The following is a 12,423-nucleotide window of genomic DNA, read 5'->3' as shown; positions in this document are numbered from 1 at the left end:
GACATGGCTGACTGGTACTCGCAGGCCGACGCGGGTGTCGGCGTAGTCCGGATCTCGGAACCGCACGTCAACGAACTGCTGTCGGCGAACCTCTGGTGGTTGCGCGGCGACGATCGGGACATCGTGATCGACGCCGGGCTCGGTGTGGTCGCCTTGCGGGAGGCGATCCCCGGCCTGTTCGAGCGCGACCCGATGGTCCTGCTCACCCACGCGCACCTGGACCATGTCGGCGGGGCGCCGGAGTTCGCCGACCGGGCCGCTCACCCCGCCGAGGCGGAGCTCTTGGCGGCGGGCGTGCCGGCCAGCCTGTTCGGGCCGGAGCTCTACGAGAAGCTCGGGATCGACGCCGCGGGCGAGCCGGTGCCGGAGCTCATGATCGACATGCTGCCCGGCCCCGGCTACGACCCGGCTGCCTACCGCGTCGAACCGATGACCGTGAGGCGCACGCTCGACGACGGCGACCGCGTCGACCTGGGCGGGCGGGTCCTGACCGTGCTGCACCTTCCCGGCCACACGCCGGGCAGCATCGCCCTGCTGGAGGAGCGCACCGGCACCCTGTTCTCCGGCGACATCATCTACGACGGCGGCCTGATCGACGACCTGCCGAACTCCGACGTGCCGGCCTACCGGCGAAGCATGGAGTTTCTCGCCGGCCTCGACGTGTCCGTGGTCCATCCCGGCCACGGGCACAGCTTCGACCGCGCCCGCCTGCGCCAGCTGGCCCAGGCGTACCTGCTCAGGAGGTCTTGAGCCAGCGGAGGATCTCGCCGGTGACCACGTCGGGGGCCTCCTGGTGGAGGAAGTGGCCGGCGTCCGGGATCAGGCGCCACTCGTAGGGCGCGATCACGTAACGGCCGGAGCCCTGGGCGGTGCGCGGGAGCGTGGCGGTGTCGAGTGCGCCGTGCAGCTGGAGCGTCGGCGTGATCAGCGGGTGCTGCATGAGCTTCACGAACCGGTAGCCCTGCAGGCGAAGGGCGCTGCGGGCCACCCAGCGGTACGCCTCGAGAGCGCAGAACGCCGCCTGCGGGATCTGCATGGCTTCCCGGCATCGATCGACGTACTCGGTGAATTCGGCCGTCTGCCGCCACGTGGGGCCGGTCCACTGGGTCATCAGCTCGCCGACCAGCGCCGCGTTGTCGCGGGTGAGGACATGTTCGTAGCGGGGGACCTGGAAGCGCAGCACCGTCGACGAGGCGGCCAGTTGGCCCCGCGGGTCGGCGAAGAGGGCCGCTCGCAGTCGCAGCGGATGCGCGGCGCCGAGGACGACCAGCCGGCTGACGAGCTTGGGGTGGAAGGCGGCGGCCGCCCAGCCGATCATGCCGCCCGCACCGGCGCCGACGATCATCGCGGAGCGCTCGCCGAGCGCGCGGATCACGCCGGTGACGTCGGCGGCCATGGTGTAGCCGTCGTAGCCGCGCGGGGGCTTGTCACTGGCGCCGTAACCGCGCAGGTCGATGGCGACGGCCCGGAAGCCGGCGTCGGCGACCCGGGTCATCACGTCGTGCCACGCCCACCAGAACTCGGGGAAGCCGTGCAGGAACAGCACGAGCGGGCCGGTGCCTGCCTCGACGACGTGGAAGCGGCTGCCGTTCGCGCCGACGAAACGGTGCGTCCAGGGGCCCTCCACCAGGACACTCGACTCGTCAACCATGGCCACAAGACTAGGCGCTCGGGTCGAGCCGGGGCCGTCGCGTCGGCTCACCCGGCGAGTTGGACACGCTCCAGCCGGGCCGGGCGTCCCGAACCACAGTTGAGGGGAGTCGTGCCGGGCGTGATCCGGGCGCGCACGTGGGCCCCGTCGGCCAACTGGATCCCCTGCGTGGAGTACGCCGAGTAGGTCACGCCGGCGCTGGTGGTGAGGGTGTAGCAGGGCCCGTTGCCGCCCCGGGTGACGGTCGCGGTGATCCAGGCGTTCTGCAGTGCGGCGGCGTTGCGCGTGGGCAGGTTGGCCGGGTGGGACGGCGTCGCGGTGACGCGGGCCCGGGTCGTGGCCGGAGCAGCCGTGTTCCCCGGCACGACGGCCACCGCGCCGGCCGACTGGCCGGGAAGCGGCACGACGGCCGGATCAGCCCCGGCGGATGCGGCGCTGATGCCGGGCTGGGCGATCGGCGCCGACCCGACGTCAGATTTTTCCGGCTTGTCGTGTGAACAGCCGGCGATTACCGCCACCGAGACCATGGCGATCGAGATTGACCTGCGCAATGACATCTACCCCCGTGAACGTGTCGCGGCGGTAAAGGCTAGCGGGATTCACGTCAGCGCACCGGCTCGGACGAGACCATTTCCACGGCGCGGCCGGGGCCGCAGTACATCTTGGCCTTCATGAGCCCGGTCTTGATCCGGATTCGGGAAGCTTTGGTGAGCTTCGGGCCATTCGCGGCGTACAGCGCGTATTGCGTACCGTCATCGGTCTCCAGGCCGTAGCACGGACCGGAACTGTCCGCCGTCACCGTGCCCACCACCCAGGCCGTGGTTTTGATCTGATCGGTCGGGCCCTTGGGCGGACCGCTCGGCCGCGGGCTGGCCGGAATGCCGCCAGTCGCCGTCGTGGTCGCCGTTGCCGGACGCGACGAGGACGAAACGGCCGGAGACGAGGACGTCTCCGGCGAGGCCGACTCAACAGCTGGGGGAGAAGCACCGCTTTCCGTGTGTACGTCCTGAGCACCGCACCCGGCCAACGCGGCCGTCACCGCCACCGCGACCAACATCTTGCCGTTCATGAGCACCTCCAAAGCGCACCTCATCAGACGCGCGGGCGGCGCGTGACGTTCCTCGAAAAGGGACAGCGCCCGGGGAGATCACTCCCCGGGCGCTGTCGCTGGATGGTGCAGGTGTCAGGAAACGGCAACCGTCATGGACGTGCCGCTCTGGCTGACGACACCGATCTTGACGCCGACCTTGGGCAGCTTGACGCCCTGGTTCGGCAGCGTGTCGTAGTAGTACGTCGACTTGTCGTTGAAGACCGGCGACGGGAGCTGCGGCCAGACCACCGAGGGCTTGCCGTCCACGTGCAGCAGCATGCCGTCGGTCGGGTACAGGCTGAACGGAGCGTCATAGACCTGGACACGCGACCGGAACGGGACGCCGTTGACGTTGTTGAACGGCTTCGGGTGCGCGTCGATGTAGAGGTTGCGACCCTCACCCGGGTGCTCGTTGGTGTTGTTGTCGGCCTGCGAGGTGTCCCAGTACGAGATCAGCAGACCGGTCTGGTAGTTGTAGTGCTCCACCCAGTCCGGCTTCGTGGACGGCCAGCCGAAGTTGTACGGGCCGGTCGCCAGGTACTTGTCGTACGAGGTGTAGCTGCGGTTGCCCGCGATGTAGTAGTGCGCGTAGTCGTTGGTCACGCTCGACCCGACGACCGACCAGCCCGCGAGGGTCCAGGTCGGGGTGGCCTCGGCGCCGTCGACCGAAACCGTGGCGCCGTCCGCGATCACCGTGAGCTCGTCGCCGAAGAAGCCGCCGGCCGAGACACCACCGTCGGTGATGTAGTGCAGGCGGAACTTGATCGCCTTGCCCGCGTAGGCGTCCAGCGGGATCGAGACGTCCTTCCACGCGCCGCCCGAGTCACCGGTCAGCGCGGGCACGTCGCTCGCGTCGACCGGCAGCGGAGCACCGTCGACCGTGCCGTTCAGCGGCGTCCAGGTGGTGCCGTTGTCCGCCGACGCCTCGAAGTAGAGGTAGTCGTAGTCCTGCTCGATGTTGTAGCGGCCCTTGACGCTGACGCTGCCGGAGGTCTTGCCGGTCAGGTCGATGTCCTTGGTCGCGGTGGTGTTGAGACCGTCCGCGTTGCCGGAGAAATACTGCTTGGTTCCGGCGAACGGCGTGCCCAGATCGGTGGTGACCTCCTTGGGCGGCAGGTTCACGACGACGGCCTGCGACTTCTTGGAGTTGAACTCTTCCGGGCCGAGCTGGACGACCTTCTTCTTACCGGCGTCCACCGCGGTGTAGTTGAGCCAGCCGAGCTGGAGCTTGTTCCAGGCGCCGAGGTCACCCGGGTGGGTGCCGATGGCCTGGTCGCCGGCTGCGCCGAGACGGCTCTGCGCCATCAGCGTCCAGTACTCGTTGTTGTTGTCGCCCAGGCCGCTGGTGTCGTAGTCGTCCGGCAGGCCGAGGTCGTGCGTGTACTCGTGCACGAAGACGCTGAGGCCGCCGTTCTCCGGCTGGATGGTGTAGTCACCGATCCAGATGCCGGAGTTGCCGATCTGGGTTCCGCCGAGCAGGTTGCCCGACGGGCCCGCGGTGCCCTGGAGCGTGGAGTACGCGTACCACCGGTGGCTCCAGATGGCGTCCTCACCCTGTTGCGGGTCACCGTCGGCCTGGTCGCCGCCGGCGTGGACGATCTGGAAGTGGTCGATGTAACCGTCCGGCTCGTTGAAGTTGCCGTCGCCGTCGAAGTCGTACCGGTCGTACTGGTCGAACGACTTCAGGTCGGCGGTGATGTCGGCCTCGGAGCGGCCGGCGGCCTGCTGGTCGGCGACCCACTTGTTGGCGGCGTCGCGAACCAGCGCCCACACGTTGGTGCAGACGTGGCTTCCGCAGACGTCGCGGCCGTAGCGGGCCTCGTTGTACTGCACCTTGACCCAGTCGGTGACCTCGCCGTCGACGCTGTACCGGCCGGACGACTGCGCCTCGAAGTATTTCTTGACCGACTCGGTGTTCGCGCCAGTGCCGAAGTACTGGTTGCGGTAGAAGTCGGGGGAATAGTCCGCCTGCCAGACCGTGGAGTTGTCCTTGGTCCGGTCGGGCTGGGGGATCGAGTTGTTCAGCGGACCCTCGAACGTGGACGGACCGGGCGTGGCCGGGTCCGAGTCGACGTCGGGGTAGCTGGGTGACCGCTCGTTACCGAACTCGGCCAGGATCACGAAGATCCGGTCGGTGCGCTGGTTGTCGAGTTCGACGTACTGGTCCTTGCCGTTCTTGCCGGGACCGCCCTTGGTGTGCCCGACCTTGACGACCTTGCTGCCGTTCTTCTCGATCGGCTTCGCCTTGCCGCTGACCACATCGGACACCGCCTGCTCGCGCAGTGCGCGGCGCTTGTCCTCCAGCGGGTTGGGCAGATCGTCGATGGCGGGAGCCGACTTCTCGCGGGAGCTCGCCGCTGGAGCCGGATCAACCGGGGGTGCCGCCTGAGCCACCGCGGGGAGCAGAACTCCGACGCTGGTGACCATCGCGGCGCCAAGCAGTCCTGCGACCACCTTGCGCACCACGCATACCTCCGTTATATGGCCGGGCGCAGGGGTGGGCCCGGCATAAAAAACGGCCCCGGGATTCGGGGCTGGAGGTAAACGTATGCAAACACAGCGATGCACGGCGTGCGCACAGTGAATCGATAGAGATCAGTTACAAACTATGCCCTGGTCATAACACGAGGACCGGCATAAAGGACAAAAGCCGGTGACGCTTTGCGCGTCACCGGCTGTTGTAGTCCGAAATAAGGTCAGTCTTCGGACTTTGCCGTATTCATCCCGGCCGAAATGAGATCCATCACTGCCGAATCCTGCAGCGTGGTCACATCGCCGAGCGAGCGGTGCTCGGCAACGTCCTTCAGCAGCCGCCGCATGATCTTGCCGGAGCGGGTCTTCGGGAGCTCGGCCACCAGCATGATCTGGCGCGGCTTGGCGATCGGGCCGAGCTTCTTGGCCACGTGGTTGCGCAGCTCGACGGTGAGCTCCTCGCCCTTATTGTCTGAAGTGTCCACATTGCCGCGTGGGATCACGAACGCCACGATCGCCTGGCCGGTGGTCGGGTCGGTCGCGCCGACCACCGCCGACTCGGCCACCGAGGGGTGCGACACCAGGGCCGACTCCACCTCGGTGGTGGAGATGTTGTGACCCGAGATGAGCATGACGTCGTCGACCCGGCCGAGCAGCCAGAGCGAGCCGTCGTCGTCCCGCTTCGCGCCGTCGCCGGCGAAGTAGATCCACTCGTCGCCCTGGCCGGCGCCCGCGCCGAACCGCGACCAGTAAGTCTCGAGGAACCGCTTGTCGTCGCCCCAGATGGTGCGCAACATCGACGGCCACGGCTCGCGCAGAACCAGGAACCCACCACCACCATTGGGTACGGATTCAGCGGTGTCATCGACCACATCGGCGGAGATGCCGGGCAGCGGAGTCATCGCCGACCCCGGCTTCGACGCGGTCACGCCGGGCAGTGGCGAGATCATCACGGCGCCGGTCTCGGTCTGCCACCAGGTGTCCACGACCGGAGTGTTGTCGTGGCCGATGTTCTTCCGGTACCAGATCCAGGCCTCCGGGTTGATCGGCTCGCCCACGCTGCCCAGAATGCGCAGCGACGACAGGTCGTAACCGGCCGGGATGTCGTCGCCCCACTTCATCATCGTGCGGATCAGGGTGGGGGCGGTGTAGAGGATCGACACCTTGTACTTGTCGACGATCTGCCAGAACCGGTCGCGACCTGGGGTGTCCGGCGTCCCCTCGTACATCACCTGGGTGGCGCCGTTGGAGAGCGGGCCGTAGACGATGTACGAGTGGCCGGTGACCCAGCCGATGTCGGCCGTGCACCAGTAGACGTCGCTCTCCGGCTTCAGATCGAAGACCGCGTTGTGCGTGTACGACGTCTGGGTCAGGTAACCGCCGGTGGTGTGCAGAATGCCCTTCGGCTTACCGGTGGTGCCCGACGTGTAGAGGATGAACAGCGGGTGCTCGCTGTCGAACGGCTGCGCCTTGTGCTCGACGCTGGCCTGCTCGACCGTCTCGTGCCACCACTTGTCCTTGTCCGTCCAGGCGACGTCCTGCCCGGTGCGGCGCACGACCAGCACGTTCTCGATGCTGGGGCACTGCGCGACGGCCTCGTCGACGGTCGGCTTCAGCGCCGACGGCTTGCCCCGCCGGTAACCGCCGTCCGCGGTGATGACCAGTTTCGCGTCGGCGTCCTGGATCCGGGTGGAGAGCGCGTCGACCGAGAAGCCGCCGAACACGACGCTGTGGGTGGCGCCGATCCGGGCGCAGGCCAGCATCGCGACCGCGGCCTCCGGGATCATCGGCAGGTAGATCGCGACCCGGTCGCCGGCGTTCACGCCCAGTTCGGTGAGCGTGTTGGCGGCCTGGCTGACCGACTTGAGCAGATCGGCGTACGTGATCGTGCGGGTGTCGCCGGGCTCGCCCTCCCAGTGGATCGCGACCTTGTCGCCGTGACCGGCCTCGACGTGCCGATCGACGCAGTTGTACGCGACGTTCAGCTCACCGCCGATGAACCACTTCGCGAACGGGGGGTTGGACCAGTCGAGGATCTCGTCCCAGCGCTTGGCCCAGGTGAGGCGGTCGGCCTGCTTCGCCCAATAGGCGAGCCGGTCGGTGGCGGCCTCCTCATATTCCCCGGCTTTGACGTTCGCGTTCGCGGCCAACTGTTCCGGCGGCGGGAACGTCCGCGTCTCCGAAGAGAGGTTCTCCAGGGTCCTATCGCTCATGAGGGCGGCTCCTCTTCACTGCTCTTCAATGCGTGACCGGGGCTTCGTTGTTGACACTAGTTCCGCCGGTGACGACCGGCGAGAATTGCTGTCGACCAGCGCGCCCGGTGGTCCGATGGGCGCGCTGGATGACCGGTTGGTGCTTGATACTGCGCGAATCTTGCCAGTTGTGAGCCCGTTTGCGCACCCCATGTTTCCAGCCTTTTTCCGGCTACGGTGTTCGGGTGGACCCTCTCGCACCGTTGCTTGATCTTGCTGACGTCGCTCCGGCCCTGGCCGAGGCCCGTGACCGGGTGGATGCCGCCATGCGGCATCGGGCGCTGCGGCGGCACGGCGGCCAGGTGGCCGCCGAGGCCAGCCTGCGAGCAGCGGTGGCGAGCGCGGCGCTGGAGGGCAACGCTTACGACCTTGATGATGTACGCGGTGGCACGGTCACCGATCCGGTCGTCCAGGGCGCTCTGCGGGTCGCTGAGGGCATCGGCGGCCTGGTCGACCTGTGGCCCCGCGCTCCCCGCCAGGCCCTGGCCAAACTGCACGTGCTGGCCGCCCGCGGGGTGGTGCCGGCCGACGACCTGGGCCGGCTGACCGGTGGCGCCGAGCGGATCGACGCGCTGTCCGCGCTGGTGGCGGGCAACGACCGGACCCCGCCGCTGCTGCTGGCCGCGATCGTGCACGCCGAGCTGATCACGCTGCGCCCGTTCGCCGGCCCGGCCGGCGTGGTGGCCCGGGCGGCCGCCCGGCTCACCCTGATCAACCGTGGCTTCGACCCGAGAGGCCTGGTGGCGGTCGAGGTCGGACACCGCGAGCGCGAGCCGGAGTACGTCGGATCGGCCGGCGCCTACGCCACCGGCACCCCGGACGGGGTTCGCTCGTGGCTGCGGCACTACGCCTCGGCGGTCACGGTGGCCGCGGAGGAGATCAGCCGCATCGGTGATGGCGTACTGGCGTCTGTCTGAATGGTCAGACCTTGTTTGGGGATGTCCGGGCCCGCCCGACCGCTGGAATACTCGCTCGAGTGGACGAGACCTTCACCCGCCCTTACACTCCCGGCCCCGGTCGCTGGCTGGTGATCGCCTGGGAGGCGGTCGCGTTGGCTTTCCTGACCTGGGCCACCATTCGTCAGTTCGATCTGGCCGGGCACGGCGTCCGGTTGGTCGGTTGCGCGATGGCGGCCGTGTGGGTGATCGGCGCCCACCGGATCCTGCAGATGGGCGCCTACGTCGGCGCCGAGGGTCTGCGCATCCACGGCCTGATCCGATCGCGCACACTCCGCTGGCACGACATCGCGCATGTGCGGCTGCATCGGGCCACCCACCGGGTCGGCCCGTTCGAGATCGAGTCGGGCATGACCGTGCTGCTGGACCGCCGTGACGGCTCGACGGTGAACACCGAGCTCTGGGCCAAGGGCGTCGACTTCCACGCCCGCCCCAGCGTCTTCCGGGCCGTCTATCAGGAGCTGCGCTCCCGGCATCTGGAAGCCCTGAACGCGTAGAGCCGGCGTCCCGCGAGGGGCGCCGGCTATGCGCGTCCGGACCGGGCTATCAAGCGTGCACCTGAGTCGTTGTCGACAGTCCACAAGCCTCTCGGCTGAGGTCCCGTCGCAACGTGCCTGCCGTGGCTGATCGCGCGTGGGTTCCCGGTGGCCGTGCGCGAGATCCGTCCGCCGCGACCGGGTGGCCCGCACCGCCGACAAGTCAGGTATCCCGACCCTCGACGTGCCTGTCTCCCGATCTCCTGGCCAGGCCTTTTCTCTCGATCAGGCCCGCTTGCTCCAGGTCTTCCGCTTCCGGTCTCGCCGTTTCTTTCTACGCCCGTCGCGGCTTGATCGCCAGGGCTTCAGCCCGGCAAATCTGGCGTTTCAGATTAGTCAGACCAAAGCCATTCGCGCTGCTCACTGCGCGGCTACGTCCGACCTTTGGCCGCTTGGCTCCGGGCCTCGGTCTTGTCGCGGGCCGCCCGACGGCGGCGCGCGGAGGGTGAGTTGCAACCGGCCCGGGCGAAGCGGCGGGGGCTTGTCCACCGCGTACTTCCGAAGGGTTTGCAGTCGGTTTGGAATGCCTCAGGCGAGGGCTCGGGAACGGCGGTGGCGGGCGTAGAGGACGAAGCCGATTGCGGCGCCCACGCCGACGCCCAGAGCGGCGGCCACCGGGACGGCCGGGCGGTCTCGAAGCCGTTTCCCGACCGGGATCGGATTGCGGAAATCGAGAATCGGCCAGCCGTTTTCGATGGCGGCCCGGCGCAGTGGGCGATCGGGGTTCACCGCACTCGGATGACCGACCGCCTCCAGCAGCGGAAGGTCGCTCGCGGAATCGGAGTACGCGTAGCAGTCGGCCAGCTGGTAACCGCGCGATGCGGCCAACTCCTCGACGCCGACCACCTTGTTGGGGCCGGCCGCATAGAACTCGATTTCTCCGCTGTATCGACCGTCGACGATGCTCATGCGAGTGGCGATGACGTCGGTGATGCCGAGGAGCGCACCGATCGGGCGGACCATTTCGTCGCCCGACGCCGACACCAGGACCACGTCTCGGCCGGCCGCCTGATGCTCGCTGATGAGCGTGGCCGCCTCGGCATAGACATACGGGTTGATGAGCTCGTTCAGCGTTTCCGCGACGATCTGCTGCACCTGCTCGACGCGCCAGCCTTTGGTCAGCGCGGCCAGGTAGTCACGGGTGCGGGCCATGGCCTGTTCGTCGCCGCCGCCACCCAGCCGGAACATCAGCTGTGCGTAAGCGGATTTGACGACATCACGGCGGCTGATGAGGCCGTCACGATAGAACGGCCGTCCGAAGGCCAGCGCGCTGGACTTGGCGATGACGGTCTTGTCGAGGTCGAAAAACGCGGCGCTGCGGCCCACGGGCCGAAAGTGTAGCCGGAAGTCGCGCCCCGGCGCGTTCCCCGGCGCGCCGGGGCGACGGCGGTGACGCGCTGTGAAATCGGTCAGACGGGCAGCACGTTCGCAGTGAGCAACAATCGGTACTCGACGGGTGCGGTTCCGTGAGGCATGCTAGTCCTGTTGCGATCGGGATTCATGTTGCACGATCGCGTTCAAGCACCTGAACCCTCGGTGATTGCGCCCCCCGCGATCACCGAGTCGATTCGGCTCGACCCCCCCGGAGCCGAATCCTCGGACGGCCCCCGTCTCCCCCGACGGGGGTCGTTCCCTATGCGCCTGTCGCCTGCGCGGTTTCGGGTTGCTCCAAGGTCTGCTCTTCGATGACGCTCAGTCCGAACAAGTCCGACAGGCCGGTCACGTCGAGCACGCGGCGAAAGGCAAGTGTCGGATTTACGACTGTAAAGCGGCTCTCGGCGCCGACGGCTGCCTTGTAACCCTCGATGAGGGCGCCCAAGCCGGTCGAATCGATGAACGTGGCGTCGTGCAGATCGACCCGCAGTAGTTGCGGGGACCATTCCTCGACGGCCTCGCGCATGCACGCGGCCAGCTCATCGCAATTCGCGAAGTCGATCTCTCCGTGCACGGTGACCGTGGCCGTCTCGTCGTCGGCGCGCGTGCGTTGGATTGAGCTTTCCATGCAAAACCCCATCGGTCTGTGTGCGGCCGAACATACCCAACCGCATCGAGTTTCACTCCCCTCGTTTCCCTTTCGCGTAGCAGATCGACTTGCTGGGCGGGAGTTATCCACAGAACCGCGAGTTATCCACAGGCAGTCGGCCGCGGCGTTGCCCGGCCCGACGCGACGCCGCGAAGGTGGGCGCCTCACCTGACCGACGCCGAGTTGGAGCCACGATGCCCGTCCCGCACCTGCCACTCGTCGTGACCGCCGACCCCGACCTGCTCGACGATCTGCTCCGGCTCGCGGCCGCCGGTGGCACCGAGGTCGTGGTGGCCGCCGATCCGGCCGCGGCCCGCTCCCGATACAGCTCGGCCCCGCTCGTGGTCATCGGCGCCGACCAGGCCGTCGCCTGCTCGGCCGCCCGATTACCGCGCCGCTCCCGGGTCGTGGTGGTCGGCAGCCGGTCCTGGCCACCCGATGTGCCCGACGCGATCCTCCAACTGCGGCCGGTCGAGGCGTGCATGCTGCCCGACGGCGAGCCGTGGCTGGTCGACCGCTTCGCCGAGGACCAGGGCCGGCCGCTGGGCCGGATTCTCGCCGTGATCGGCGGCAGCGGCGGCGCGGGCGCCAGCATCCTCGCCGGTGGGCTCGCCATCACCTCGGTCTCGTCCGGGCACCGCACTCTGCTCGTCGACGCCGACCCGCTCGGCGGCGGCCTCGACCTGCTGCTCGGCTGGGAGCGGATCGACGGCCTGCGCTGGCCCGCCCTCACCGGCGCCGGCGGCCGGGTCGACCCGCCCAGCCTGCTGCGCGCCTTGCCGCACCGCGGTGACCTGGTGCTGCTGTCGTTCGCCCGGGACGAGTCGCCGGTCGTGCCCGGCGAGGCGATGGCCGCCACCCTCGACGCCGGCCGTCGCGGTCGTGACGTGATCATCACGGACCTACCTCGGCAGTTGGACGACGCTTCCGTGCTGGCGCTGCAGTCCGCCGACCGGGCGGTGCTGATCGTTCCGGCCGAGCTGCGGGCGACCGCGGGCGCGGCCCGGATCGCCCAGACGATCCGCTTCCACCGCGACGAGCTGTCGGTGGTGGTGCGCGGTCCGGCACCCGGCCGGTTGAAGGCCCGCGACATCGCGGCGGCCCTTCATCTGCCCCTGGCCGGTTCACTGCGGCCGGAGCCGGCGATGTGCCAGGCAATGGAACGCGGCGCCCCACCCGCCGCCACCGGCAAGGGCCCGCTGGCCGAACTGTGCCGGCGGCTGCTCCGAGATCTGTTCAGCGAGAGCCCGGCGACGGCATGACCGCCTGCACCGAGCGGCACTTCCGCAACCTGTTCGCCGAGGCCGCAGGCGAGGGCCAGAAGAGCATGCCTAAGGAGGGCTCGGCATGACCGCCTGCACCGAGCGGCACTTCCGCAACCTGTTCGCCGAGGCCGCAGGCGAGGGCCAGAAGAGCATGCCTAAGGAGGGCTCGGCATGACGT

At 68.6% G+C, this 12,423-nt stretch carries 11 protein-coding genes; 4 read left to right on the top strand and 7 right to left on the bottom strand.

Annotated features, from left to right (window positions below; genetic code table 11):
* The first annotated feature begins 3 nt into the window (after window positions 1-3).
* Window positions 4-750: an MBL fold metallo-hydrolase gene (locus AB0E90_RS16355; protein ID WP_360405177.1), complete on the top strand. Its 747-nt coding sequence runs from the start codon at window positions 4-6 to the stop codon at window positions 748-750.
* On the opposite strand, the gene AB0E90_RS16350 is transcribed toward AB0E90_RS16355, so the two are convergent.
* The 5 genes from AB0E90_RS16350 to acs form a co-directional block, all read right to left on the bottom strand.
* Window positions 737-1,651 (bottom strand): alpha/beta hydrolase, encoded by a 915-nt coding sequence (locus AB0E90_RS16350; protein ID WP_360405174.1) that lies wholly within the window; start codon window positions 1,649-1,651, stop codon window positions 737-739. The genes AB0E90_RS16355 and AB0E90_RS16350 overlap by 14 nt on opposite strands.
* 47 nt (window positions 1,652-1,698) lie before the next feature.
* Entirely contained in the window at window positions 1,699-2,169 is a 471-nt protein-coding gene (locus AB0E90_RS16345; RefSeq protein WP_360405171.1) for a hypothetical protein, read from the bottom strand.
* An 86-nt stretch (window positions 2,170-2,255) separates the two neighbouring features.
* Window positions 2,256-2,720 (bottom strand): hypothetical protein, encoded by a 465-nt coding sequence (locus tag AB0E90_RS16340; protein WP_360405168.1) that lies wholly within the window; start codon window positions 2,718-2,720, stop codon window positions 2,256-2,258.
* Window positions 2,721-2,834: 114 nt separating this feature from the next.
* Window positions 2,835-5,168 carry an immune inhibitor A domain-containing protein gene (locus AB0E90_RS16335; protein ID WP_360405482.1) on the bottom strand — a complete coding sequence of 778 codons (2,334 nt, stop codon included), beginning with the start codon at window positions 5,166-5,168 and terminating at the stop codon, window positions 2,835-2,837.
* 269 nt (window positions 5,169-5,437) lie between these two features.
* Entirely contained in the window at window positions 5,438-7,426 is a 1,989-nt protein-coding gene (gene acs, locus AB0E90_RS16330) for an acetate--CoA ligase (RefSeq protein ID WP_360405165.1), read from the bottom strand.
* A 224-nt stretch (window positions 7,427-7,650) separates the two neighbouring features.
* Between acs and AB0E90_RS16325 the strand changes: the two genes are divergently transcribed.
* Together AB0E90_RS16325 and AB0E90_RS16320 are read left to right on the top strand one after the other, a co-directional pair.
* Entirely contained in the window at window positions 7,651-8,382 is a 732-nt protein-coding gene (locus AB0E90_RS16325; RefSeq protein ID WP_360405162.1) for an oxidoreductase, read from the top strand.
* Between the two features lie 59 nt (window positions 8,383-8,441).
* Complete coding sequence (locus AB0E90_RS16320; RefSeq protein ID WP_360405159.1) at window positions 8,442-8,918, top strand: PH domain-containing protein; 477 nt, start codon at window positions 8,442-8,444, stop codon at window positions 8,916-8,918.
* A 567-nt stretch (window positions 8,919-9,485) separates the two neighbouring features.
* Here AB0E90_RS16320 and AB0E90_RS16315 read toward each other — a convergent pair.
* Together AB0E90_RS16315 and AB0E90_RS16310 are read right to left on the bottom strand one after the other, a co-directional pair.
* A complete protein-coding gene (locus tag AB0E90_RS16315) occupies window positions 9,486-10,283 on the bottom strand; it encodes an HAD-IB family hydrolase (protein ID WP_360405156.1) in 798 nt (265 codons plus the stop codon).
* Window positions 10,284-10,590: 307 nt separating this feature from the next.
* Window positions 10,591-10,959: an STAS domain-containing protein gene (locus AB0E90_RS16310; RefSeq protein ID WP_360405153.1), complete on the bottom strand. Its 369-nt coding sequence runs from the start codon at window positions 10,957-10,959 to the stop codon at window positions 10,591-10,593.
* Window positions 10,960-11,174: 215 nt separating this feature from the next.
* Here AB0E90_RS16310 and ssd point away from each other — a divergent pair, with 215 nt between their 5' ends.
* Window positions 11,175-12,242 (top strand): septum site-determining protein Ssd, encoded by a 1,068-nt coding sequence (ssd, locus tag AB0E90_RS16305; protein ID WP_360405150.1) that lies wholly within the window; start codon window positions 11,175-11,177, stop codon window positions 12,240-12,242.
* Window positions 12,243-12,423 lie beyond the last annotated feature (181 nt).

Origin of the sequence: Actinoplanes sp. NPDC026619 (assembly GCF_040638295.1) — a bacterium.
Lineage (GTDB): Bacteria > Actinomycetota > Actinomycetes > Mycobacteriales > Micromonosporaceae > Actinoplanes.
The sequence above is the reverse complement of the archived record's forward strand: the minus strand, read 5'-3'. Positions and strand labels throughout refer to the sequence as shown.